The 25,245-nt window shown below is 67.8% G+C and carries 19 protein-coding genes and 2 tRNA genes; 9 read left to right on the forward strand and 12 right to left on the reverse strand.

What is annotated here, in order from left to right; genetic code table 11:
• Nucleotides 1-2: 2 nt before the first annotated feature.
• The 8 genes from mraY to K1Y73_RS08570 form a co-directional block, all read right to left on the reverse strand.
• Nucleotides 3-1,085, reverse strand: coding sequence for a phospho-N-acetylmuramoyl-pentapeptide-transferase (gene mraY / locus K1Y73_RS08535; protein ID WP_225027866.1), 1,083 nt, complete (start codon nucleotides 1,083-1,085; stop codon nucleotides 3-5).
• Nucleotides 1,086-2,528: a UDP-N-acetylmuramoyl-tripeptide--D-alanyl-D-alanine ligase gene (locus K1Y73_RS08540; RefSeq protein ID WP_225027867.1), complete on the reverse strand. Its 1,443-nt coding sequence runs from the start codon at nucleotides 2,526-2,528 to the stop codon at nucleotides 1,086-1,088.
• A 124-nt stretch (nucleotides 2,529-2,652) separates the two neighbouring features.
• On the reverse strand, nucleotides 2,653-4,131 hold the full coding sequence (locus tag K1Y73_RS08545) for a UDP-N-acetylmuramoyl-L-alanyl-D-glutamate--2,6-diaminopimelate ligase (protein ID WP_225027868.1): 1,479 nt from the start codon (nucleotides 4,129-4,131) through the stop codon (nucleotides 2,653-2,655).
• An 11-nt stretch (nucleotides 4,132-4,142) separates the two neighbouring features.
• Nucleotides 4,143-5,933 carry a peptidoglycan D,D-transpeptidase FtsI family protein gene (locus K1Y73_RS08550; RefSeq protein WP_225027869.1) on the reverse strand — a complete coding sequence of 597 codons (1,791 nt, stop codon included), beginning with the start codon at nucleotides 5,931-5,933 and terminating at the stop codon, nucleotides 4,143-4,145.
• A gap of 1 nt (nucleotide 5,934) precedes the next feature.
• On the reverse strand, nucleotides 5,935-6,336 hold the full coding sequence (ftsL, locus tag K1Y73_RS08555; RefSeq protein ID WP_225027870.1) for a cell division protein FtsL: 402 nt from the start codon (nucleotides 6,334-6,336) through the stop codon (nucleotides 5,935-5,937).
• Between the two features lie 3 nt (nucleotides 6,337-6,339).
• Nucleotides 6,340-7,359, reverse strand: a complete 1,020-nt coding sequence (gene rsmH / locus K1Y73_RS08560) for a 16S rRNA (cytosine(1402)-N(4))-methyltransferase RsmH (protein ID WP_225027871.1) — start codon at nucleotides 7,357-7,359, stop codon at nucleotides 6,340-6,342.
• Nucleotides 7,359-7,862, reverse strand: a complete 504-nt coding sequence (locus tag K1Y73_RS08565) for a division/cell wall cluster transcriptional repressor MraZ (protein ID WP_225027872.1) — start codon at nucleotides 7,860-7,862, stop codon at nucleotides 7,359-7,361. The genes rsmH and K1Y73_RS08565 overlap by 1 nt, the downstream gene beginning before the upstream one ends.
• A 954-nt stretch (nucleotides 7,863-8,816) precedes the next feature.
• Nucleotides 8,817-9,902, reverse strand: coding sequence for an Mrp/NBP35 family ATP-binding protein (locus K1Y73_RS08570; protein WP_225027873.1), 1,086 nt, complete (start codon nucleotides 9,900-9,902; stop codon nucleotides 8,817-8,819).
• Nucleotides 9,903-10,236: 334 nt separating this feature from the next.
• On the opposite strand from K1Y73_RS08570, the gene K1Y73_RS08575 reads away from it, so the two are divergent.
• Nucleotides 10,237-10,452 carry a DUF1127 domain-containing protein gene (locus K1Y73_RS08575; RefSeq protein WP_225027874.1) on the forward strand — a complete coding sequence of 72 codons (216 nt, stop codon included), beginning with the start codon at nucleotides 10,237-10,239 and terminating at the stop codon, nucleotides 10,450-10,452.
• 833 nt (nucleotides 10,453-11,285) lie between these two features.
• Entirely contained in the window at nucleotides 11,286-12,434 is a 1,149-nt protein-coding gene (locus K1Y73_RS08580) for a benzoate/H(+) symporter BenE family transporter (RefSeq protein WP_263626564.1), read from the forward strand.
• 80 nt (nucleotides 12,435-12,514) lie between these two features.
• Here the strand turns inward: K1Y73_RS08580 and K1Y73_RS08585 are convergent, their stop codons facing one another.
• From K1Y73_RS08585 to K1Y73_RS08595, 3 genes are all read right to left on the reverse strand, one after another.
• Nucleotides 12,515-14,956, reverse strand: a complete 2,442-nt coding sequence (locus tag K1Y73_RS08585) for an ATP-dependent helicase (protein ID WP_225027875.1) — start codon at nucleotides 14,954-14,956, stop codon at nucleotides 12,515-12,517.
• Between the two features lie 112 nt (nucleotides 14,957-15,068).
• A complete protein-coding gene (gene map, locus K1Y73_RS08590) occupies nucleotides 15,069-15,815 on the reverse strand; it encodes a type I methionyl aminopeptidase (RefSeq protein ID WP_225027876.1) in 747 nt (248 codons plus the stop codon).
• Between the two features lie 55 nt (nucleotides 15,816-15,870).
• Nucleotides 15,871-16,437, reverse strand: a complete 567-nt coding sequence (locus K1Y73_RS08595; protein ID WP_225027877.1) for a MarR family winged helix-turn-helix transcriptional regulator — start codon at nucleotides 16,435-16,437, stop codon at nucleotides 15,871-15,873.
• A 148-nt stretch (nucleotides 16,438-16,585) separates the two neighbouring features.
• Here K1Y73_RS08595 and K1Y73_RS08600 point away from each other — a divergent pair, with 148 nt between their 5' ends.
• The 4 genes from K1Y73_RS08600 (at nucleotide 16,586) to K1Y73_RS08615 (ending at nucleotide 22,241) form a co-directional block, all read left to right on the forward strand.
• The gene (locus K1Y73_RS08600; protein WP_225027878.1) at nucleotides 16,586-18,133 is read left to right on the forward strand and encodes an MDR family MFS transporter; all 1,548 of its coding nucleotides are present in this window, start codon (nucleotides 16,586-16,588) and stop codon (nucleotides 18,131-18,133) included.
• Between the two features lie 267 nt (nucleotides 18,134-18,400).
• A complete protein-coding gene (locus K1Y73_RS08605) occupies nucleotides 18,401-21,841 on the forward strand; it encodes a pyruvate carboxylase (RefSeq protein WP_225027879.1) in 3,441 nt (1,146 codons plus the stop codon).
• Nucleotides 21,842-21,960: 119 nt separating this feature from the next.
• Nucleotides 21,961-22,035 (forward strand) — tRNA-Gly (locus K1Y73_RS08610).
• Between the two features lie 131 nt (nucleotides 22,036-22,166).
• Nucleotides 22,167-22,241: transfer RNA gene (locus tag K1Y73_RS08615), tRNA-Gly, on the forward strand.
• A 165-nt stretch (nucleotides 22,242-22,406) separates the two neighbouring features.
• Here K1Y73_RS08615 and K1Y73_RS08620 read toward each other — a convergent pair.
• Nucleotides 22,407-23,207, reverse strand: coding sequence for an OmpA family protein (locus K1Y73_RS08620; protein WP_225027880.1), 801 nt, complete (start codon nucleotides 23,205-23,207; stop codon nucleotides 22,407-22,409).
• 170 nt (nucleotides 23,208-23,377) lie between these two features.
• Between K1Y73_RS08620 and K1Y73_RS08625 the strand changes: the two genes are divergently transcribed.
• The 3 genes from K1Y73_RS08625 to K1Y73_RS08635 form a co-directional block, all read left to right on the forward strand.
• The gene (locus tag K1Y73_RS08625) at nucleotides 23,378-24,136 is read left to right on the forward strand and encodes a PP2C family protein-serine/threonine phosphatase (protein ID WP_225027881.1); all 759 of its coding nucleotides are present in this window, start codon (nucleotides 23,378-23,380) and stop codon (nucleotides 24,134-24,136) included.
• Between the two features lie 3 nt (nucleotides 24,137-24,139).
• The gene (locus K1Y73_RS08630; protein WP_225027882.1) at nucleotides 24,140-25,051 is read left to right on the forward strand and encodes a M15 family metallopeptidase; all 912 of its coding nucleotides are present in this window, start codon (nucleotides 24,140-24,142) and stop codon (nucleotides 25,049-25,051) included.
• The coding region (locus tag K1Y73_RS08635; RefSeq protein WP_225027883.1) for a hypothetical protein at nucleotides 25,051-25,245 on the forward strand (195 nt) is incomplete at its 3' end. The genes K1Y73_RS08630 and K1Y73_RS08635, both read left to right, overlap by 1 nt.

Genomic DNA, 25,245 nt, shown 5'->3' on the forward strand with positions numbered 1-25,245 from the left:
CCTTAGCGGACCTTCAGCGTCGCCAGACCCGCCGCGGCCAGGATCAGCGAGATGATCCAGAAGCGGATGACGATCTGCGGCTCGGCCCAGCCCTTCTTTTCGAAATGGTGGTGGATCGGCGCCATCAGGAACACCCGTTTGCCGGTGCGCTTGAAATAGGCGACCTGGATGATCACCGACAGCGCCTCGACCACGAACAGCCCGCCCACGATCGCCAGCACCAGCTCGTGCTTGGTGCAGACGGCGATGGCGCCCAGCGCGCCGCCCAGGGCAAGGCTGCCCGTATCGCCCATGAACACGGCCGCCGGCGGGGCATTGTACCACAGAAACCCCATGCCCGCCCCGAACAGCGCCGCGCAGAAGACCAGGATCTCGGAGGTGCCGGGGACGTAATGCACCTCAAGATACTGGGTGAAGTCGACCCGGCCGACCGTATAGGCGATGATCCCCAGCGTGGCGGCGGCGATCATCACCGGCATGATCGCCAGCCCGTCCAGCCCGTCGGTCAGGTTCACCGCATTGGCCGCGCCGACGATCACGATCATGCCGAAGGGCACGAAGAAGATGCCCAGGTTGAAAAGCGCATTCTTGAAGAAAGGGAAGGCCAGCTGGTTGGTCAGATCGTCGGGGTGGAAGCGCGCCGCCGCATAGGTGGCGAGCGCCGCGATCAGCAGGCCCAGCAGCATCCGCACCTTGGACGAGACGCCCTTGGTGTTCTGCTTGGACACTTTGGCATAGTCATCGGCAAAACCGATCAGCCCGAAGGCCAGCGTCACCAGCACCACGATCCAGACATAGGGGCTGTCCAGCCGCGCCCAGAGCAGCGTCGAGAACATCAGCGCCGACAGGATCAGCAAGCCCCCCATCGTGGGCGTGCCGGCCTTGGCGAAATGGCTTTGCGGCCCGTCATCGCGGATCGGCTGGCCCTTGCCCTGCTTGCGGCGCAGAAGGTCGATCAGCGGCCGGCCGAACAGGAAGCCGAAGACCAGCGCCGTGACGAAAGCTGCCCCCGCCCGGAAGGTGATGTAGCGGAAGAGATTGAAGAACCCTCCGTTATCGGAGAGTTCGGCAAGCCAGAACAGCATTCACTCGGTCCCTTCCCGTGCAGGCTGGGCCTGGCCCAGCTTCTTCAGCGCCTCGACCACGAGGCTGACTTTCGATCCTTTGGAGCCCTTGACCAGCACCACATCGCCCGCATCGATCAGCCCGCGCACCCGCGCGGCCAGTTCGGGGGCGGTGGCGACCCAAAGCCCTTGCTGGCGCCGCGGCAGGATGTCGTGCAGGGCCCGCATCCGGGGGCCGACGCAATGGATCTGCGCGATGCCGTCCAGGCCCGGATGGCGCGCCACGGCCTGATGCATGGCGATCTCGTCGGGGCCCAGTTCCAGCATGTCGCCCAGAATGGCGATGCGCCGCCCGCCGCCCACCCGGCCGATGCCGTCGGTGGGCTGGGCGGCCAGAAGCACGTCCAACGCGGCGGCCAGCGAGACGGGATTGGCGTTGAAGGCGTCGTCGATCAGGTCGAAGAAGGTTTCCTCGACGATGTCCAGCTGGATCCGCTCGCGCAGGCCACGGCCGGCGGGCGGCGACCAGCGGGCGATGTCATGCGCGGCGATCATCGGATCGGCGCCCAGTGCCGCGGCGGCGGCCAGCGTGCCCAGCGCGTTCAGCGCGAAATGCCGCCCCGGCGAGGCCACCTTGAACAGGAAGGTCTGCGCCCCATGATTGGCGCGCAGGACGGTCGCCTCGGCGCAGAGCCGGGTCTCGGTCAGATGCCAGTCGGCGCTTTCGGCCGCGCCGAAGGTGACGGGGGTCGCGCCAGCCGCGCGGGCGGCGGCGACAAGTTGCGGCGTGGTCGGCAGATCGGCATTGATCACAGCCACGCCGCCCGGCTCAAGCCCCTGGAAGATCGAGGCTTTCTCGGCCGCGATCGCCTCGACACTGGCGAAGGCCTCCAGATGGGCCGGCGCGATCGTGGTGATCATCGCCACATGCGGGCGGGCCAGGCGGGCCAGGGGCGCGATCTCGCCCGGATGGCTCATGCCGATCTCGATCACCGCATAATCCGTGTCGGCCGGCATCCGCGCCAGCGTCAGCGGCACGCCCCAATGGTTGTTGTAGCTGGCTTCGGCCACATGGGTCCGGCCCTGGCCCGACAGCACGTCGCGCAGCATTTCCTTGGTCGAGGTCTTGCCGACCGAGCCGGTGACGCCGATCACCCGCGCCCGGGTCCGCGCCCGCCCAGCGGCGCCCAACCGGGCCAGCCCCTGCAGCACGTCATCGACGATCAGAAGCGGCGCATCGGGGGCGACGCCTTCGGGCCGGCGGCTGACCAGTGCGGCGGCGGCGCCCTTGGCTAGCGCCTGGGCCACGAAATCATGGCCGTCGCGCACATCCTTCAGCGCCACGAACAGATCGCCCGGCTTCAGCGTGCGGGTGTCGATCGAGACGCCGGTGGCCGCCCAGTCGGTGGGCGCGCGCCCGCCGGTGGCGGCGGCAGCATCGGCAGAGGTCCAGAGCGGGGTCATGACAGGGCCCTCTGACGCGGGACGGGACGGTAGGCGCCGGGGGCTGTCTGCCCCCGGACCCCCGAGGATATTTTTGCAGAGAGGAAGGCTGGCAGCCGCAGGGCAAGGGCAAGGCGGGTGGACATCAGATCACCCCGTCCAGCGCGGCGACGGCGATCGAGGCCTGTTCGACATCGTCGAAGGGGAAGACATCGCCCTTGATCACCTGGCCGGTCTCATGGCCCTTGCCGGCGATCAGCAGCGCGTCGCCCGGCTGCAGCGCGTCGACCGCGCGCAGGATCGCCTCGGCGCGGTCGCCCACCTCATGCGCGTCGGGGCAGGCGGCCAGGATCGCGGCGCGGATCGTCGCCGGATCTTCGCTGCGCGGATTGTCATCGGTGACGTAAAGCAGATCGGCGTTTTCGCGCGCGGCCTGGCCCATCAGCGGGCGCTTGCCGCGGTCGCGGTCGCCGCCGGCGCCGAAGACCACCGCGATCCGGCCCATGACATGCGGGCGCAGCGCGCGCAAAGCGGTGGCGATCGCATCGGGCGTATGGGCGTAGTCGACAAAGACCGTGGCGCCGTTGCGGCGGGTTGCGGCCAGTTGCATCCGGCCCCGCACCCCGGTCAGCTTCGGCAGCACGCCCAGCACCGCATCGGGCCTTTCGCCCGCGGCAATCGCCAGCCCGGCGGCCAGGGCCACATTCTCGGCCTGGAAGGCGCCGATCAGGTTCAGCCGGGTCTGGAAGGCCTGGCCCTGCCAGAGATAGCGCACTTCCTGGCCCGTCGCATCGGGGCGGGTCGCGGCGATCTGCAGGTCGGCCCCCTGCCCCTTGCCCACGGTCATCACGCCCAGCCCGCGGTCCAGCCCGATCTCGGCAATGGCCGAGCCGCGGGCGCCGTCAAGATTGACCACCGCCACGCCCTCGGGCGGCAGAAGCCGGGTGAAAAGCCCGGCCTTAGCCTGCAGATAGGCCTCCATCGTGCCGTGATAGTCGAGGTGATCCTGGGTCAGGTTGGTAAAGCCGGCCGCGGCCAGCCGCACCCCTTCCATCCGGCGCTGGTCCAGCCCGTGGCTGGAGGCTTCCATTGCGGCATGGGTCACGCCCGCCGCCGCGGCCTGGGAAAGCATGCGGTGCAGCGTGATCGTGTCGGGCGTGGTATGGGCGGAAGGCGCGGTCCAGTCGCCTTCAACCCCGGTCGTGCCGATATTGATCGCGCTGCGGCCCAGCGCCTGCCAGATCTGCCGGGTGAAGGTGGCGACCGAGGTCTTGCCATTGGTGCCGGTCACCGCGACCATCACCGGGGGCTGGGCGCCGAACCACAGGGCCGCGGCATAGGCCAGCGCCTCGCGCGGGTCATCGGCAACCACCAGCGCCGCCTCGGAGCCGGCCAGCACCGGGGCCGCCAGCGCCGCACCGGCCGTGTCGGTCAGCACCGCCACCGCCCCCTGCGCCAGCGCCGTTTCGATGAATTCCGCACCATGGCGCGCGCTGCCCGGCAGGGCCGCAAACAGCATGCCCGGGCCTGCGGCCCGGCTGTCCAGGGTGATCCCGCTCAGCACCGGATCGCGCCCGGCCCGCGCCTTCAGACCCAGTTCAGAGAGCCGCTTTCCCGACGCCATTCCGGCCCCCGCTAGTTGCTGGCGGCAGTTAGCTCAACTCCCGTCGCCTGCGCAACCTGGGGCCGCAGCCCCAAAAGCGGCGAGGTGCGCCGGATGATCTCGGCCGCGACCGGCACGGCCGTCCAACCGGCAGTGCGGCGCGGCACCGGACCCATCGTATTCACGGGCTCGTCGAGGGTGACGATCAGCACGTATTTCGGATTGGAGGCCGGATACATCGAGGCGAAGGTGTTGATCACTTTGTCGTGGTAATAGCCGCCCGACCGCTTCGGCTTGTCGGCGGTGCCGGTCTTGCCCGCCACCTCATAGCCCGGAACTTCGCCATAAGAGGCGGTGCCGTCGGTGACCACGCGGCGCAGCATCTTGCGTGCCTCGGCCGCCACCTGTTCGGACAGGACGCGGTGGCCCTTGGCGGGCCCGTCCTGCTTCAAAAGCGTCGGCTTCACATAGATGCCGCCATTGGCGATCGCGGCATAGGCCGCGGCCAGATGCATGGGGCTGGCCGACATGCCATGGCCGTAAGAGGTGGTGATCGTGACGATCTCGGGCCATTTCTTCGGGATCAGCGGCTTGGCGCCCGGCGCCTCGATCAGTTCAAGCGGCGTCGGCTCGAAGAAGCCCAGCGATTTCAGGAAGGCCTGCTGGCGCAGCGGCCCGATCATCAGTGCGATATGCGCCACCCCCACATTCGAGGATTTGGCGATCACGTCCGAAACCGACAGAAGCGGGCCGTAATTGTGGTTCTCGAATTCCTTGATCCGGTGCTTGCCCCAGATCATCGGCGCATTGGCATCGACCATGGTCGTGGGGCCGACCAGGCCCAGTTCCATCGCCTGGGCGGCGGCGAAGATCTTGAAGGTCGAGCCCAGCTCGTAGACGCCCTGCACCGCGCGGTTGAACAGCGGGCTGTCCGAGGGTTCGTCATTCTTGCCCACCAGCGGCACCGGCCGGTCATTCGGATCGAAGGTCGGGGCCGAGGCCAGGGCCAGGATCTCGCCGGTGCGCACATCCATCAGGATGACGGCGCCGCCCTTGGCGTTCATCATGGTGATGCCGGCGCCCAGCACCTCTTCGACGGTGGCCTGCACCGACAGATCCAGCGACAGGGTCAGCGGCGCGCCGGCCTCGGCCGGATCGCGCAGGCGGGCATCCATCGCCTTCTCGATCCCGGCCGTGCCGATCACCTCGGCCGAATGCACGCCCTCGGCGCCGAAGGCATAGCCGCCCAGCACATGCGCGGCCAGCGAGCCATTGGGATAAAGCCGCATCTCGCGCGGGCCGAACAGCAGGCCCGGATCGCCGATCTCATGCACTTTCTGCATCTGTTCGGGCGACAGGACCTTGCGCACCCAGACGAAGGCGCGCCCATCGGTAAAGCGGCGCTCCAGCGCGGCGGCGTCCAGTTCGGGGAAGATCTCTTGCAGCTTCTTCGCCGTGCCCTTCGGATCGACCATGTCGCGCGGATGCGCGTAAAGCGCATGCGTCGTCATGTTGGTGGCCAGGATCCGGCCGTTGCGGTCGGTGATGTCGGCGCGCTGCGCCATGATCTCGGCCCCCGCGGCCGAGGCCACCGGCTCGACCGGCTCGGAGGCGGCCAGATGGCCCATGCGGACACCGATGGTCAGATAGGCGCAAGAGAAAGCCAACGCCATCAGCCCCAGCCGGCGCGCGGCGCGGCGCTGGGTCTTTTCATGCAGCGCCTCATGGCGCAGGCGAAGATTCTCGGCCTCGATCAGGTTCGGATCCTCGCCCCTTTCGCGGGCGCGCAGGATGCTGGCAAGCGGACGAAGCGGTGCGCGCATGTCAAAGCCCCTCTTCTGCGGCGGCGGCGGCCGCTTCGGCCGACGCGGCGGCCGTATCGGCCACGGCGCCCAATTCGCCCTGAACGTCGATCGGCCCCTTGATCGCCGGCACTTCCGGCACCGGATACGAGACCTGGGCCGCGGCGCCGAATTGGGTCGGGTCCATCGGCAGAAGGCCCAGCGCGTCGAAATTCAGGTCCACCAGCTCGCGCAGGCGGTCGGGACGGTTCAGATAGGCCCATTCGGCCCGCTGCACCGACAGCGACTCGCGCAGATCGGCGATCTGGCGCTGCAGGCCCCGCACCTCGCGCAGCGCGGCCTGGGTGGCATAATTCTCGCGATAGGCCCAGAAGCCCAGGGCAATCAGCGACAGGAAGGACAGGACGAAGAGAACGGGGCGCATGGCTTAGCGGCGTCCTTTGCGGCCAAAAGCGGGATCGGTGCCAAGATCGGGAATGCCCAGATCGGCGGGGGCAAGCGCGCGCGCGGGCGCCTCGGTGCGGGTGGCGACACGCAGCTTGGCGCTGCGGGCGCGCGGATTGGCGGCCAGTTCGGCAGCATCGGGGCCGATGGCCTTCTTCGGCGTCAGGACAAAGCGCGCCGCGGTCTCGGCCCGGGCGGGCGCATAGCGGTTGGCCGCGGGTTCCGAGCCCGAGGCCAATTGCAGAAACCGCTTCACGATCCGGTCTTCCAGGCTGTGGAAGGTCACGACCGCCAGCCGCCCGCCGGGCTTCAGCGCCCGTTCGGCGGCGCAAAGCCCCGCGGCCAGTTCCTGAAACTCGGTGTTCACCGCGATGCGCAGGGCCTGGAAGCTGCGGGTTGCCGGATGGCTTTCGCCCGGCTTCGGCCGCGGCAGCTGGCGCGCGACGATCTCGGCCAGCTGAAGCGTGGTGGTGAACGGCGCCTGGGCGCGCGCGGTCACGATCGCCCGCGCGATCCGGCGCGAGGCGCGTTCCTCGCCGTAATGATACAGGATATCGGCCAGCGTCTCTTCGCCCGCGCCATTGACCAGATCGGCGGCCGAGGGGCCCGACTGGCTCATCCGCATGTCCAGAGGCCCGTCCTTCTGGAAGGAAAAGCCGCGTTCGGCCTGGTCAAGCTGCATCGAGGACACGCCCAGATCCAGCACCACCCCATCCAGCGCCTCGCCCGCCAGCGTGTCGAGATCGGAAAACGTGCCCTGGCGCAGCTCCAGCCGGCCGGCATAGTCGCCGATCCAGCCCGCCGCCATCTGATGCGCCAAGGGATCGCGGTCGATGCCGATCACCCGGGTCGCGCCGGCCGCCAGCAGCCCGCGGGCATAGCCACCGGCGCCAAAGGTGCCATCGGCCCAAAGCCCGGTCACCGGCGCCACAGCGGCCAGAAGCGGTTGCAGAAGAACCGGGATGTGAGGATCTCGCGCGGGCAGCACGTCGCGGGATTGCATCACATTCCCCGCTCCTTCTTGGCGCGGCCGATCAGCGTCAGCGCGTCGACATCGTCGTCCTCGTCCTCATCTTCGAACTGGGCGTCATAGACATCGCGGCGGAACAGCTTGAAACGGTTGGTGAAGCCGGCAAACGCCGCCTCGACCGGGCCATCGCCGAGGCCCAGCTTCGCGCGCACCTGCGCGGGCAGGACGATGCGGCCATCGGGCTCGATCTCGACCATGACGGAGCGGCTGATCATGTCGCGCTCGGCGCGGTCGCGGGCTTTCGATCCCAGTTCCATCGCCTCGATTTCCGCGGCCAGCCAGTCGGCTCCGGCCTTCGAATAACATTCGACGAAATCGCGGTTCTTGCCGCCATAGACCATATAGACGCGCGGGCGGGGGAAATCGGCGGTGGCCGGGTCTTCGGCTTCGAGAATGCGGCGGAAGGCGGCCGGGATCGAGACCCTCGCCTTCGCATCTACCTTCTGGTAGAATTCGCCTCGAAATGCCTCGCCCATGGGCCTTGGCCTGCCTGTCTCCCCCGAGGTTTGAATTTCTGCGATCCGCCGGAATGGAAATGGGCGGATCGGGTTGCTGCCACTACCCGATCCGCCGCTGTCCCATCGCTGGGCGTCCAGCTGCGCGCGCCACCTGGGGGAGATGTCTGCTCGCCCGCGCTCTGGATTCGTGTCGTCAGATGAAAGGGGCTGCCTGTATGAAACTGCCGTCTTCGCCTTGTTCGGGGTCTTGTATGCCGCCCCTGGCTTTCGCTTGCCCGTTCCGTCTTTCGATGACACAGGGATGCCATGGGATCGGATGGTTTTCAATGGGATTTTTCGGGTAGCACCCCGAGATCTTGTGCCAGCCTGGCCCAGATTCCAGCATTTTGTGGCGATTGACCCTGCTCACGAGACAATCTCTAGGGTTCACAGCCCCGCGATTGGCTAGATCTAGTGGGATTCAGGCCCGCCCGATTTTTCCCATACCATCCCGATTTTTTTCAGCGGGTGGCGATGGCGCGTAGCCCATACCGGGAACACCGCCCGGCAGAGGCAGCGCAAGGCGCGGAATCCGGGCGGTGGCGGGCGAAATCGGGGGGCGTTTCCCATGAAATCCCGGCCCCGCTGATTCGCGACCGCGCCCTTCCCATGAATTCCCAGCCCAGGCCGGAGCCAGGCCGGTCAACCGCCCCTGCCGGCGCGCAGCCGTCGGGCCCCCGCGCCGCCGGCGACAGAAGGTCAGCCGGCAGACTGCCGACCCAAGCCGACGCTTCGGCCGCAGAGGTCACGCGGTCGGTCTGCACAGAATTCAGGAACATAGCCACACAGCGCGGCGCACCAGCGCCGGGCCGGTGCCCGCAAGGGCTGCCGGCATGGTCGGGGGCATCATCCCGCCAATCCAGGCCCGGCTGCGCCGGCGCCTTTAGCCGAAGCGTTTGAGGCGGGCGGCGATTTTTCGACGAAAAATCGCGCTCAGCCCATGCCGCCCGCGATCAGACGGTGGGCCAGGCGCGCATAGGCCTCGGCATTGGGCCCCTCGCCCGCCGCCACCGGCGTTCCGGCATCGCCCGCCTGTCGCACTTCCAGCGCCAGGGGCAACTCGCCCAGGAAGGGCAGGCCCAGCCGCGCCGCCTCGGCCGCCACGCCGCCATGGCCGAAGATATGGCTTTCATGGCCGCAATTCGGGCAGATGAACATCGACATGTTCTCGATCAGCCCCAGGATCGGCACTTTCAGCTTGTCGAACATGTCGATGGCCTTGCGCGCATCCAGAAGCGCCACATCCTGCGGGGTCGACACGACCAGCGCCCCGGTCAGCCGGGCGCGCTGCGACAGGGTCAGTTGCACATCGCCCGTCCCGGGCGGCAGATCGACGATCAGCACATCCAGCTGGCCCCACAGCACCTGACCCAGAAGCTGCTGCAAGGCGCCCATCAGCATGGGCCCGCGCCAGACCACCGCCTCGTCTTCCTTCAGCAGCAGCCCCATCGACATCATGGTGACGCCATGGGCGTGCAGGGGCTCGATCAGCTTGCCATCGGGCGAGGCCGGGCGTTTCGAGACGCCCATCATCTTGGCCTGGCTGGGTCCGTAGATATCGGCATCCAGCAGCCCGACCCGCCGCCCCTGCCGCGCCAGCGCCACGGCCAGGTTCGAGGCCACGGTCGATTTGCCCACCCCGCCCTTGCCCGAGGCGACGGCGATGATCCGGTCGATGCCCGAAATCTTCTGCGGCCCGCCCTCTTGCGGGGTCGGATGGCCGCCGATCTTCAGGCTGGGGGCCGGCCCGGACTGCGGCGCCTTGGGCGCGGGGCCATGCGCGGTCATCACGATCTGCACCGAGGCCACCCCGGGCAGCGCCCGCAGCGCCGCTTCGGCCGCCCGCTCCACCGGCGCCAGGGCGCGCGCCTCGTCGGGCGAGGCGGTCTCGATCACGAAGCGCACGGCGCCCGCCTCGACCGACAGGGCGCGAATCAGATCGCGCGACACCAGCGTGCCGCCCCCCGGCAGGGCAATCCCCGCCAGAACCCCCATCACCTCTTCCCGGTTCACCGCCATGGCCGTCCCTTCCCCTAGGTCAGGGCAAGGCCCTGCGCGTTGCACCCTCCGATGCCCTCGGATGGCGACATGGGCATAAGGCCCGAATTTTCCAGCAAAGGGCAAGGGCAGAGCTTTGATAGCGCTTTGAATCCGCGCCGCTTCGGGTTTATCGAAAGATCAGGAATTCATCAAAGCCGCTGAAATAAATCACGTTTCCGTGCACCCCAGCCATGCCCTCGCCGCATGGCAGCATTGCGGGATGTGTCTATTGTGCAGTTGCAGCAAAAGGCGCATGTTACCCCTAACAGAGCGGCAGAAAGCTGCATCAGACGAAATCGAAGGCAAGAGCATCATGGCTTACGTAACCTCCACCCGCGCCATCGCACCCCGTCAAGCCGAACGGTTTTCCGGCCTCTTCGCCGGCCTCGGCGCGGCGCTTGCGCGCCGCCGGGTCTACACGCGCACCCTGTCGGAGCTGCGCCAGCTGAGCGACCGTGAACTTGCCGATCTGGGCATTTCGCGCGTCTCGCTGGTCGACATCGCCCGCGAGGCTGCCTACGGCCGCTAAGGCCGACGAGATTGATTGCAGGGACCCCTCTCCTCCTCCCTCGGGGTTCCCATAGCAAGCGGCGCCGCTGCTCCTCCTCCCTGGCGGCGCCGCGCTTTCCATAAGGGGCCCTGGCCCCGATCCGGTTCGGTGGCCCTCTCCTCCTCCCTCGGGCCTTCGAAACAGCGGCAGCCCCCTCCTCCTCCCTGGGGCTGCCGCACCCTCTTCCGGCCCGGCAACGGGCCAAGCTATCGGCGGCCCCTCTCCTCCTCCCTCGGGGCAGTCTGATCAGCGCAGCGGTGCCGCTCCTCCTCCCTGGCACCGCTGCCACCCTTTCGGCCCGGCAACGGGCCAGCATTTCGGCGGCCCTCTCCTCCTCCCTCGGGCCGCTGGAGCACAGCGACGGTGCCTCTCCTCCTCCCTGGCACCGTCGCGCCCCTTTTCGGCCCGGCAACGGGCTAGAGTTTCGGCGGCCCTCTCCTCCTCCCTCGGGCCGCTGGAGCACAGCGACGGTGCCTCTCCTCCTCCCTGGCACCGTCGCGCCCCTTTTCGGCCCGGCAACGGGCTAGAGTTTCGGCGGCCCTCTCCTCCTCCCTCGGGCCGCTGGAGCACAGCGACGGTGCCTCTCCTCCTCCCTGGCACCGTCGCGCCCCTTTCGGCCCGGCAACGGGCCAGGATTTCGGTGGCCCTCTCCTCCTCCCTCGGGCCGCTGGAGCACAGCGGCGGTGCCTCTCCTCCTCCCTCGGCACCGCCGCATCCCCTCCCCCCTCGTCTTTCCCTGCTTTCCCTGCCGCCTTCCCCCCTTGCGGCCAGGCAGCAAGCCCCCGATAGTCGCCAGCCGAAAGGCCGGTGACATGCGCATTTCGATGATCTCGGCCGCCTTCGTGGCGGCGCTGGTGGGCTATGGATCCACCATCGCGCTGGTCCTGTCGGCCGCGGCGGCGGTGGGGGCCAGCGCCGGGCAGACGGCCAGCTGGGTGCTGGCGATCTGCCTGGGCAAGGCGGTGGGCTCGGCCTTCCTGTCCTGGCGGCACCGGATTCCGGTGGTGCTGGCCTGGTCCACGCCGGGCGCCGCGCTGGTGGCGGCGACCGAGGGGATCAGCATGGCCGAGGCCGTGGGCGCCTTTGTCCTGGCCGGGCTCATGATCGCGCTGACCGGCGCGCTGCGGCCGCTGGGGCGCGCAGTGGCGCTGATCCCTGACGGGATTGCCGGGGGCATGCTGGCGGGCGTGCTGCTGCCCTTCGTGCTGAAGGGGGCTGCCGCCGCCAAGGCCGCGCCTTCGCTGGTGCTGCCGATGCTGGCGGTCTTCCTGCTGGTGCGGCTGCGCAACCCGGCCCTGGCGGTGATCGCGGCGCTGGGGCTGGGCCTGGCGCTGGCCTTCGGCCTGGGGGCTGCGGCCTGGCCGGCGCTGAGCCTGCCCCTGCCGCGCCTGACCTTCATCCCGCCCAGCTTCGATCCCGGCGTGGCGGTGGGCCTGGCCCTGCCGCTGTATCTGGTCACCATGGCCTCACAGAACCTGCCCGGCTTCGCCACGCTGCGCGCCGCCGGATACGAGCCGCCGGTGCGCTCGGCCCTGGGGGTGACGGGCGGGCTCTCGGCGGTGATCGGGCTGTTCGGCGCGCATACGATTTCGATGGCGGCGATCACCGCGGCGATCTGCCTGGGGCCCGATGTGCATCCCGACAAGGACCAGCGCTGGCGCGTGGGCCTGGCCTATGGCGCGATCTGGCTGGGGCTGGGGCTGTTTTCGCCTGCGATCCTGGCGCTGCTGGCGGCCCTGCCGGCCGAGGTGATGCTGGCGCTGGTGGCGTTGGCGCTGCTGGGCCCGCTGACCGGCGCGCTGGCAACCGCCATGGCCGCCCCGACCGACCGCTTCGCCGCGGCGCTGACCCTGGCGGTCACCGCGGCGGGCGTGCCCTTCCTGGGCGTGGGCGCGGCCTTCTGGGGCCTGCTGGCCGGGCTGGCGCTGCATGGCAGCGAAAGGCTGGCCCGGCGGGGTTAGGGCGCAAATTCCTGCGCAGGAATTTGCAATTTTCTTCGAAGAAAATTGGCCGGGATTTTCGAAAATCCCGGCGCCGCGGCTTAGAACGGGATCTCGTCGCCCATATCGGCGGGCATCACGAAGCGCGCGACGATCTTCTTCTCGCCCGCCTTGTCGAAGCGGATGTCCAGCTTGTCGCCTTCGATCCCGGTCACCCGCCCATAACCGAATTTCACATGGAAGACCCGCTCGCCCACCGTATAGGCGCTGTCGGCTTCCAGGTCGATCGTCACCGATCTGGCCTCACGCGGGGGGCTGACCGGACGGCTGGCCTGGCGATCCTGAAGGCGCCGCCAACCGGGCGAGTTATAGACATCGGCCCGCGTCGCGCGGTCTTCCAGGCTGGAGCCCATCCCGCCAAAGGCCGGCGCCGCCGCGCCATAGCCGCCGCCCATCAGGCCCGGCGGGGTCAGCACCTCGACATGATCGGCGGGCAGTTCGTCAATGAAGCGGCTGGGCAGCTGGCTTTGCCACTGGCCATAGACCCGGCGATTTGAGGCGAAGGAAATCGTGCACAGCCATTCTGCGCGGGTGATGCCGACATAGGCGAGGCGGCGCTCCTCTTCGATGCCCTTCAGCCCGGATTCGTCCATGCTGCGCTGGCTGGGGAACAGCCCGTCTTCCCAGCCCGGCAGGAAGACCACCGGAAATTCCAGCCCTTTGGCCGCGTGAAGGGTCATGATGCTGACCTTCTCGGTCGCATCCTCGCTGTCATTGTCCATGATCAGGCTGACATGTTCCAGAAAGCCCTGCAGGCTGTCGAACTGTTCCAGCGCCTTGACCAGTTCCTTCAGGTTTTCCAGCCGCCCCTCGGCCTCGGGCGTCTTGTCGTTCTGCCACATCGAGACATAGCCCGATTCCTCAAGGATCACCTCGGCCAGCCGGACATGGGTCAGATCATTGGCGGGGGGCGTGTCGGGCAGCAAAGGCTCGATCAGCTGATCGGCCAAAGGCGGCCGCGCATTGCGGATCGCGTCATGCCAGCGTTCGACCCCGTCGCAGAAGCCGCGCAGCTGGTTGGCCCCGCGCCCGCCCAACCCGCCCGAGGCCAACAGAGACCGCGCGCTATCAACCAGCGTCAGCCCGTTCTGCCGCGCCTCCAGCTGGATCCGCTGCACCGCCTTGTCGCCCAGGCCGCGTTTGGGCACATTCACCACCCGCTCGAAGGCCAGGTCATCGTCGGGCGAGACGGCAAGCCGGAAATAGGCCATCGCATCGCGGATTTCCTGGCGTTCGTAGAAGCGCGGGCCGCCGATCACCCGATAGGGCAGGCCGATGGTCAGAAAGCGGTCTTCGAAGGCGCGCATCTGGTGGCTGGCGCGAACCAGGATCGCCTGGCCGTTCAGCCCCACCGGCGCCCAGCCGCGGGTGCCGCGCTGGATCGCCTCGATTTCCTCGCCGATCCAGCGCGCCTCTTCCTCGCCATCCCAATGGCCGATCAGCCGCACCTTCTCGCCCGCCTTGGCCTCGGTCCACAGCGTCTTGCCCAGACGCCCGGCATTGGCCGAGATCACCCCCGAGGCCGCGGCCAGGATATGCGGGGTCGAGCGGTAATTCTGTTCCAGCCGGATAACTTGTGCGCCAGGGAAATCTTTTTCGAAGCGAAGAATATTGCCCACTTCGGCGCCCCGCCAACCATAGATCGACTGGTCGTCATCGCCCACGCAGCAGATGTTCCGGTGCGCCTGGGCCAGAAGCCGCAGCCACAGATACTGGCAGACATTGGTGTCCTGGTATTCGTCGACCAGGATATAGCGGAACCAGCGCTGATACTGGGCCAGAACATCGGGATGCGCCTTGAAGATCGTCACGCAATGCAGCAGCAGATCGCCGAAATCGGTGGCGTTCAGGCTGCGCAGCCGGTCCTGATATTCGGCGTAAAGCTCGGTCCCGATGTTGTTATAGGCGCTGCCCTCGGCCGAGGGCACGCGGTCGGGCGTCAGCGCGCGGTTCTTCCAGCCGTCGATCAACCCGGCCAGCAGGCGCGGCGGCCAGCGCTTGTCGTCGATGTTGCGGGCCTGGATCAGCTGTTTCAGCAGACGCAGCTGGTCATCGGTGTCGAGAATGGTGAAATTCGGCTTCAGCCCGGCCAGCTCGGCATGGCGGCGCAGGATCTTGACCGAAAGCGAGTGGAAGGTGCCCATCCAGGGCAGGCCCTCGCCCCCGCCGCCCAGCATGCGGGCGACGCGATCCTTCATCTCGCGCGCGGCCTTGTTGGTGAAGGTCACGGCCAGAATCTCATTCGACCGCGCCTTGCCCAGCGCCAGCAGATGCACGATCCGCGCCGTCAGCGCCTTGGTCTTGCCCGTCCCTGCCCCGGCCAGCATCAGGACCGGACCATCCAGCGCCTCGACCGCGGCGCGTTGGGCAGGGTTCAGGTCGTCAAGATAGGGCGCAGGCCGCGCCGCCAGGGCGCGTTGCGACAGTGGTACGGCCGCCTCGAAGGCGGTGGATTCGGAATCGGGGTCGTCCCAGGCGCTCATGGGGCGCAAGTCTAGCCGCCCGGGGCGGAAGTGAAAAGCGCTGTTCTCGGATTGTTCAGGATTTCGCCACCGCAGCGCGCCGGGACGCGGCCCAGGCGCCGCCGGGCCCGGATCAGGGCAGCGTCACCACCAGCGCCCCGCGCTCGGTCGCGACGACGGTATGTTCGTATTGCACCACCGGCGCGGCTGGCTGGGCGTAAAGCGTCCAGTCATCGGCGCCATCGCGCGCCCAAAGCCCGCCTTGCGACAGGAAGGGTTCGACCGTCAGCACCAGACCGCGATGGATCTGCCGCCGGTCGCCCCTTGTCGGCCAGGTGGCGATTTCACCCGGCTCTTCATGCAGGGCGCGGCCCACGCCATGGCTGGCAAGGTTGCGGATCAGCGTATAGCCGCGCGCCTGGGCGAACCGCCCGATCGCGGCGCCGATCCCGGCCAGCGGGCGGCCCGCGCCGACCTGGGCGATGCCGATCTGGGTCGCGCGCTTGCCGTCGCGGCACAGCCGGTCCAGCGCGGGCGTCACCTTGCCCAGCCGGAACGTGGCGCCGGTATCGGCAAAGAAGCCGTCTTTCGAGGCCGAGACGTCGATATTCACCAGATCGCCATCGGCCAGCACCCGCTCGCCCGGAATGCCATGGGCGATTTCTTCGTTCACGCTGATGCAGGTGGCGCCGGGGAAGCCATAGGTCGCCTCGGGCGCCGGGATCGCGCCTTCGCGGTCAAGCAGCGCACGACCGATCCCGTCCAGCTCGCGCGTGGTCATGCCCGGCTCCATCGCGGCGGCCATGCTGTGCATCGTGCGCGCCACGATCCGGCCGATCGCCTTCAGGCCATCCAACTCGTCCGCATGGGTGATCGTCATCGGTCGGCCTTTCGGGACGGGGCGTCGGAACGACGCGGCGGGGGGCACACCCCGCCTAAAGCGGGTAATTCCGGCCCACCCCTTCATTGTAACGCGCAAACAGCCGGGCGAAAGCGGCAATGTCTTCGGCGCTCCAATCCTGGAAGATCCGCAGATTGCGCTGCCATTTCACCCGCAGGAAATCCTGCATCAGCGCCGTTGCCGCCTTGGTCGGCACCAGGATCGAGCGGCGGCCGTCTTCCTGGCTGACGCCGCGGGTGATCAGGCCGCGTTCGACCAGATCGGCGGCGATGCGGCTGGCGCGCGAAGGATCGACGCACAGCTCTTCGGCCAGAAGCCCCACCGTCGGCTCGGCCGGCGCCCCCCGCCCATAGCCCGAGCGGATGCGCAGGATCGCCGACATCGCATGAAACTGCGACACTTCGATGCCGGCCCCCAGCTCGCGCATCAGCGATTGCGGGATGTCGCCCTTCATCACCCGCCGGACATAAAGGAAATGTTCGGCATCGAAGGCCAGCAGGGCCTCGATCGCCTCGGGCGCAAAGCCGGCATCGGCCAGGGCACGGGCGGCTTCGGCCCGATGTTGAAGGACGGGCTGGGGAACGGACGTCGGATCGGTCATGCAGCCGACATGCGGCAAAGCCCTGCGCATGTCAATTATTTGCTTACCACAAATATATGCGGTTGACATATATCTTGCGTGACGGCATGTCTCGCCGCAGCCCGCGCGCGGCTTTTGCCGTGCAAGCCCTCATCCCTTGCAGGTCTTCATGTCCCAGCCATCTTCCGCTCGGCCGCCCCAACAGGCCTCCGAGGCCGCGCCCCCCGCCGCCGTTCAGGGGGCCAGCTCGACCCGCGTCGTCATCGCCTCGGTCGCGGTGCTTCTGCTGCTGGCCGCGCTGGACCAGACCATCGTCGCCACCGCCCTGCCCACGATCGTCGCCGATCTGGGCGGGCTGGAGCATCTCAGCTGGGTCGTCACCGCCTATATCCTGGCCTCGACCGTGGTCGCGCCGATCTATGGCAAGCTGGGCGACCTGTACGGCCGGCGCACCATGGTGATCGTCTCGGTCTCGATCTTCCTGCTGGGCTCGGTCCTGTGCGGGATGGCGCAGTCGATGGGCTTTCTGATCGGCGCCCGCGCGGTGCAGGGCCTGGGCGGCGGCGGGTTGTTCGTGCTGGCTTTGTCAATCATCGCCGACGTGATCCCGCCCCAGGACCGCGGCAAGATCCAGGGCGTCTTCGCCGGCGTCTTCGGCGTGTCCTCGGTCATCGGCCCGCTGATCGGCGGCTGGTTCGTCGAGGTCGCCAGCTGGCACTGGATCTTCTACATCAACCTGCCCTTCGGGCTTCTGGCGCTTGCGGGCTTCATCCTGTTCTTCCACGCCCAGACCGCGCGGGTCGACCACCGGATCGACTATGCCGGAGCGGCGCTGCTGGCGTTGGGGCTGGGGGCCTTGGTGCTGGTCACCTCGCTGGGCGGGCGCAGCTTTTCCTGGGGCAGCCCGCTGGCGCTGGGGCTGATCGGGCTGACGGCGGCGGCGCTGCTGCTGTTTCTCTGGGTCGAGGCGCGGGCGGCCGAGCCGGTTCTGCCGCTGTCGCTGTTTCGCAGCAATGTGTTCAACGTCACCTCGGCCATCGGCTTTGTCGCCGGCGCGATGATGTTCGGCACGCTGACCTTCATTCCGGTCTATCTGCAGATCGCCAAGGGCGCCACGCCCACCCAGTCGGGCTGGGAGATGATCCCGATGACCGCCGGCATCCTGACCCTGTCGACCATCTCGGGCCGCTATATGGGGCGGACCGGCAAATACCGGATCCTGCCGCAGATCGGCCTGACCCTGGCGGCGCTGGGGCTGCTGATCCTGACCCAGCTGACGCCCGAGACGCCCTCGCCCCTGCTGTGGCTGGCGCTGTTCCTGCTGGGCAGCGGCATGGGCACGATCTTCCCGGTGGTGACGACCGCGGTGCAGAACACGGTGCCGCGCCAGCAGATCGGCACGGCCACCGCGGCGGGGCTGATGTTCCGCCAGGTCGGCGGATCGGTCGCGGTGGCGCTGTACGGGGCGATCTTCGCGGGTGGCGTGGGGGCGGCGATGGCCGCGGCCGGGCAAGGGGCGGTCGATGTGGCCGAGATGGGCCCGCAGATGCTGGCCCGACTGGACGCGCCCGCGCGCGAGGCGATTGGCCAGGCGGTCAGCCTCAGCCTGCATCCGGTGTTCTGGATCAGCCTGGGCCTGTGCCTGACCGGGCTGGCGCTGACCTTCATTCTGGAAGAGGTGCTGCTGGTCAACCGTCTGGCGCCGCAGGGCGAATAGGCCGCCCAAGCGCGGGCGCGCCAAGCGACACGGGGCCGGCAGAGCGGCCCCGACCAGAGGACCGGCCGCTCCCGCCGGGGTCTCTGGCAGGCGCGCGGCCCCCGGGTCGCGCGCCTTTTTCTGCCGCCTTTGCACGTGCAAAGTCTGCCTGAATATTTCGCAAACTTTGCAGATTGATGACGGCGCATGGCTTGCGCTGCATTGCAGCACCGCTAAGCTGACCCCCGGCAGCGCCTGCCTGTCTGCATCCACGAGGGGACCTGTCCGATGCCCGAATTCAAGAAGATCCTGGTCGCAAACCGGGGCGAGATCGCCATCCGCGTGATGCGCGCCGCCAATGAAATGGGCAAGAAGACGGTCGCCGTCTACGCCGAGGAAGACAAGCTGTCGCTGCACAGATTCAAGGCGGACGAAGCCTATCTGATCGGCACCGGCCTGTCGCCGGTGGGCGCCTATCTGTCGATCCCGGAAATCATCCGCGTGGCCAAGATGGCCGGCGCCGATGCGATCCATCCGGGCTACGGGCTGCTGTCGGAAAACCCCGATTTCGTCGAAGCCTGCGACAATGCCGGCATCACCTTCATCGGCCCCCGGGCCGAGACGATGCGCGCTTTGGGCGACAAGGCCAGCGCGCGCAAGGTCGCCATCGCCGCGGGCGTGCCGGTCATTCCGGCGACCGAAGTGCTGGGCGAGGATTTCGCCGCGATCAAGGCCGAAGCCGCCACGATCGGCTATCCCTTGATGCTGAAAGCCTCATGGGGTGGCGGCGGGCGCGGGATGCGGCCGATCCTGTCCGAAGACGAGTTGGAGGCCAAGGTCCGCGAAGGCCGGCGCGAGGCCGAGGCCGCCTTCGGCAATGGCGAGGGCTATCTGGAAAAGATGATCCAGCGCGCCCGCCATGTGGAAGTGCAGATCCTGGGCGACCGGCAGGGCAATGTCTGGCACCTGTGGGAACGCGACTGCACGGTGCAGCGTAGGAACCAGAAGGTCGTCGAACGCGCCCCCGCGCCTTATCTGACGCAGGAACAGCGCGAAGACGTCTGCGCCATGGCCAAGCGCATCTGCCAGCACGTCAATTACGAATGCGCCGGCACCGTCGAATTCCTGATGGATATGGACGAGGGCAAGTTCTACTTCATCGAGGTGAACCCCCGGGTGCAGGTCGAACATACCGTCACCGAGGAGGTGACCGGGATCGACATCGTCCAGGCCCAGATCCTGATCGAGGAAGGCAAGACCCTGCCCGAGGCGACCGGCGTTGCCAGCCAGGACGAGGTGAAGCTGAACGGTCACGCCCTGCAATGCCGTGTGACGACCGAAGACCCGCTGAACAACTTCATCCCCGATTACGGCCGCCTGACCGCCTATCGCTCTGCCACCGGCAATGGCATTCGCCTCGATGGCGGCACGGCCTATGCGGGGGGCGTGATCACCCGCTATTACGATTCGCTTCTGGTCAAGGTCACGGCCCATGCCCAGACCCCGGAAAAGGCGATCAGCCGGATGGACCGCGCCCTGCGCGAGTTTCGCATCCGCGGCTTGGCCACGAATATCGAATTCGTCATCAACCTGCTGAAACACCCCACTTTCCTGGATTACAGCTACACGACGAAGTTCATCGACACGACGCCCGAGCTGTTCCATTTCAAGAAGCGGCGCGACCGGGCGACCAAGATCCTGACCTATATCGCCGATATCACGGTGAACGGGCATCCCGAGACCACGGGCCGGGTGAAGCCTCCGGCCGAGGTGAAGCCGCCCAAAGTGCCGAAGCCGCGGGCCGAGCCGGCGATGGGCACGCGCAACCTGCTGGAACAGCACGGGCCGCAGGCGGTTGCCGACTGGATGAAGGCGCAGAAGAAGCTTCTGGTCACCGACACCACGATGCGCGACGGCCATCAATCGCTTTTGGCCACGCGCATGCGCTCGATCGACATGATCCAGGTGGCACCCGCCTATGCGGCCAACCTGCCGCAGCTGTTCAGCGTCGAATGCTGGGGCGGCGCCACCTTCGACGTGGCCTATCGCTTCTTGCAGGAATGCCCCTGGCAGCGCCTGCGCGATCTGCGCGCCGCCATGCCCAACCTGATGACCCAGATGCTGCTGCGCGGGGCGAATGGTGTGGGCTACACCAATTACCCCGACAATGTGGTGCAGGCCTTCGTCAAACAGGCCGCCCAGACCGGGGTCGACGTGTTCCGCGTGTTCGACAGCCTGAACTGGGTTGAAAACATGCGCGTCGCCATGGATGCGGTGCTGGAGACGGGCAAGGTTCTGGAAGGCACGGTCTGCTATACCGGCGATCTGCTGGATCCGGCCCGGTCGAAATACGACCTGCAATATTACGTCGCCCGCGCGCAAGAGCTGAAGGCGGCCGGCAGCCATATCCTGGGGCTGAAGGACATGGCGGGCCTGCTGAAACCCGCCGCCGCCCGCCAGCTGATCCGCACGCTGAAGCAGGAAGTCGGCCTGCCGATCCATTTCCACACCCATGACACTTCGGGCGCCGCCGCGGCCACGGTTCTGGCCGCCTGCGATGCGGGCGTGGATGCGGTCGATGCCGCGATGGATGCCTTCTCGGGCGGCACTTCGCAGGCCTGCCTCGGCTCCATCGTCGAGTCGCTTCGCCATACCGAACGCGACACCGGGCTGGACATGGCCGCGATCCGCGAAATCTCGGGCTATTGGGAACATGTCCGCGCGCAATATGCCGCCTTCGAAAGCGGGCTGCAGGCGCCGGCCTCGGAAGTCTACCTGCACGAAATGCCCGGCGGCCAGTTCACCAATCTGAAGGCCCAGGCCCGCAGCCTGGGGCTGGAGGACCGCTGGCAGGAAGTGGCGCAGACCTATGCCGATGTGAACCAGATGTTCGGCGATATTGTGAAGGTCACACCCTCGTCCAAGGTGGTGGGCGACATGGCGCTGATGATGGTGGCGCAGGGGCTGACCCGGGCCCAGGTCGAGGATCCCAAGACCGATGTGGCCTTCCCGGATTCGGTCGTCGACATGATGAAGGGCAATCTCGGCCAACCGCATGGCGGCTGGCCCAAGGGGATCCAGGCCAAGGTGCTGAAGGGCGAGACGCCCTTCACCGACCGCCCCGGCCTGCTGGCTGCCCCCGTCGACATCGAAGCCACGCGCAAGAAACTGTCGGACGAGTTGAACGGCTTCAAGGTCGATGACGAGGATCTGAACGGATATCTGATGTATCCCAAGGTCTTCCTCGACTACATGGGACGCCACCGCCAATATGGCCCGGTGCGCGTGCTGCCGACCCGCACCTTCTTCTACGGGATGGAGCCGGGCGAAGAGATCACCGCCGAGATCGACCCCGGCAAGACGCTGGAAGTGCGGCTGCAGGCGGTGGGCGAGACGACGGAAGACGGCGAGGTGAAGGTCTTCTTCGAGCTGAACGGCCAGCCCCGGGTGATCCGGGTCGCAAACCGCGCGGTGAAGGCCAAGACGGCGGCCCGGCCCAAGGCGGCCGAGGGCAACCCGCTGCATGTGGGCGCGCCGATGCCGGGGGCTGTGGCCAGTGTCACGGTCAAGCCCGGTCAGAAGGTGCGGGCGGGCGATCTGCTGCTGACCATCGAGGCGATGAAGATGGAAACCGGGCTGCATGCCGACCGCGACGCCACCGTCAAGGCCGTGCATGTGACCCCCGGCACCCAGATCGAAGCCAAGGACCTGCTGGTCGAGCTGGAGTGAGCCGATTTTTCGCCGAAAAATCGCGCCTCCCCCGGGGGCGCGGTAAAAATTCCGGCGGTTGTCGTTTTCCCCTTGCGCCCCGGCCCGCGCTTTACTAGATCACCGCCTGTCCAACCGGTGCGGGCGTAGCTCAGGGGTAGAGCATAACCTTGCCAAGGTTAGGGTCGTGAGTTCGAATCTCATCGCCCGCTCCAGTCGGACCTGCCAGAGGGCGCCCAAGGGGCGCCCTTTCTGCTTTTCGCACCTCGCCCCATCTTGTTGATTTTCCTTCAATATCGGCTCTTGCATCCCCCTGCGCGCCGCGATATCTACTGCGCCACGGAGTGCGGGCGTAGCTCAGGGGTAGAGCATAACCTTGCCAAGGTTAGGGTCGTGAGTTCGAATCTCATCGCCCGCTCCAGACAAAGCGGTGACAGGCCGAGGCCGGGATCACCGCGAAGATTTCCTTGAAAATCAAGCCGAACCACGGGCGCAAATGCGCCTTGCCGCCGGTTCGGGTCTGCGCCTTGGGGCGCAAGGCCGCGCCCGGGCGGGCGGCGGCAGATCGGGGGCGCCCCCCGATCGCTCAGCTCATCGCCTGGAATTCCACGCGGCGGTTTTCGCGGCCCTGGGGATCGTCCTTGTCATACAGGAACCGCTCGCCCAGACCCATGGCCTGCAGCCGGTCGGGCGCGATGCCGCAGTCTTCCAGCTTGCGCTTCACCTCTTCGGCCCGCAGCAGCGACAGCCGTTCGTTATAGGCGTCCGAGCCGGCGGAATCGGTATGGCCCATGATGCGGAACAGCTTGATGTCGCTGGCCTCGATCACCCGGCACATCTGCGCGATCACCTGCATCTGGTCGGCTTTGATCAGGGCGGAATCGTAGTCGAAGCTGATGCGCACATTCACCTGCAGATCTTCGGGCAGAAGCCCGACCTGGCCGGGGTCGATGGGCGACTCCGCATTGGCGGCCAGGATCACATCCGGCCCGTCGCCGGCCTTGGCCGGATCGGCCTCAGTTCCCGCGACGACGACACCGCCCGCGTCATCGGTCGAGGGCGTGTCCAGCACCGGCCCGTCACTGGCGACGACCGGCCCGGTTTCGCCCGTGCCCGTTCCGGTGCCCGTGCCTGCCCCCGCATCGGTGCCGCCCGCATCGGCGACCTCGGCCGACTTGCCCTTCAGCGCGCCCGAGGGGTCCAGGTCTTCGATGGTCACGATGGTCAGACCGCGGGTCTTGCCCTTGCCGGTCTTCACCGCCGTATAGGCGTCGCGCTGGATCAGGAAACGTTCGAGGATTTCTTCGTCTGTCAGAGACTCGGCCCACGCGACCTGAACAGTCGCGACCAGGCCTACCACCGCAGCGGAAAGCAGAAGATGACGCATGACTTTGGTCCAAAATTTGTTGTTAAACGCCTTGTGATCCTATGCTAGCCTGACCCTGTTTTCAATCACAGCCATTGCCCCGGGCCATTTGCCATGGATCACGTTTTCCTTACGCCCCGGCCGCGGCCGGGCCTGCGCCGGGCGCCCTGCTCTGACAGGCCGGCGCCGCGATGATCCAGCCCGTCACCATCCTGCCCCGGCCCGGCGCCGGGCCCCTGCCCCTTCCGAAAGGCGCAGGGTTGACGCATCGGGGCCGGGTGCGGGCCCAGAACGAGGACGCGATCCTCGCCGATCCCTCGGGCATTCTGTGGGCGGTGGCCGACGGGATGGGCGGGCATGAAGGGGGGGCCGACGCGGCCGACATCACCATCGACGCCCTGGCCGCGATTGCCGATGGCACCGATCCGCCCGAGGCGCTGGAAGACGCGATCGAGCGGGCGAACACCACCGTGCGCATCGCCGCCCGCGAAAGGGGCGCCCGCGTCATGGGTGCCACGGTCTGCGCGCTGTTCATCGACCAGGGCGTCGCGCATGTGGCCTGGGCGGGCGACAGCCGCGCCTATCTGCTGCGCGGGCACAGGCTGCGCATGCTCAGCCATGACCACACCGTGGTGCAGGGCATGGTCGACCGGGGCGAGTTGGCCGCGGCGGATGCCGAAAGCCACCCCGAGGCCAGCGTGATCACCCGCGCCGTCGGCGCAGCACCCGAGATCGAGGTCGATCATGCCGCCGTGCCGCTGATGATCGGCGACCGGCTGATGCTGTGCTCCGACGGGCTGCCGCGCTGCGTCTACGAGACGGTGATCGAGACGATCCTGGCGCAGGGCGGCGATGCGCTGGATGCCTGCACCGCGCTGATCCGCCGCGCGCTGGATGAAGGCGCGCCCGACAATGTCTCGGTCATCGTGGTCGATCTGGTGGCGGGCTAGGCAATGGCACGCGGCACGCTGATCGGGCCCGTCATCGTCGCCATCGGCACGGTCGTGGCCGCCATCGCCTTTGCCGTGGTGACCGTGCTGATCGACACGGCCGACAGCGCCGCCGAATTGCGGCTGCAGCGGCTGGAAGACCGGGCGAAAGCGCTGGAAACCGCCCTGGCCGAGGAAACCGCCCGCGCCGAGGGCCAGGCCCAGGATCTGCAGCGCCTGCGCGAGGATCTGAGCCTGCTGGCCAATCGCGCCCCCGCCCTTCCCTCGCCCGAGCCGCCGCCTGGCGGCACCGATGCCGGCGGCGCCGAGGCTCTGACGCCGGTTGATCCCTCGGCCCTGCTGCCCGACGAGGATTTCGAAAACCCCGCGACCGAAGACCTGACCGAGCAGATGAAGCTGGCCAAGACCCGCTTCAACAAGGACATCACCCAGCCGCGCAACCGCACCATGCTGGAGTTGCTGGGAAATCCGCGCGACAGCTATTCGCAGGACTGCCAGGGCATGACCAATGCCCAACTGAAGGCGCTGCTGGAACAGCGAAGCGTCGGCCCGATCACCGTGACCATGCTGAAGCCTGCGCTGGACAGTCTGCAGCGGGTGCTGGACCGGCTTAAGGCAAGCGATCCCGACATTTATGCCAAGGTCGGCACCGCGGGCGCGCTGTGCGTGCGCAACATCCGCGGCTCGACCACCTCGATTTCCAACCATTCCTGGGGCACGGCGATCGACCTGACGCTGGAGGGTCAGCTTGACGGTTTCGCCGATGGCGGCACCCAGTTCGGCCTGCTGATCCTGGCCGAATATTTCAACGATGAAGGCTGGTTCTGGGGCGCGGCCTATAACCGCGAGGATTCGATGCATTTCGAGGTGGGCGAGGAAACCCTGCGCGCCTGGAAGGCGGAAGGACGGCTTTAGTGGCGGCGCCGGTCTCGGATGCGGCGCTGATCGCCCGCCTGGCCGAGCCGGTCCTGGCCTATGCCGACCGTCTGGCCACGGTTCAGGGCGAGAGGCAGGCCGATCTGCTGCGCCATGCCGCCAATCTGCTGGAACGGTTCGAATTCGGGCTGCAGCGCGCGGGCGTCCCGGCCGCGGCGGTGCCGCCGGCGCGG

This window comes from Xinfangfangia pollutisoli, assembly GCF_020179405.1.
GTDB lineage: Bacteria > Pseudomonadota > Alphaproteobacteria > Rhodobacterales > Rhodobacteraceae > Pseudogemmobacter > Pseudogemmobacter pollutisoli.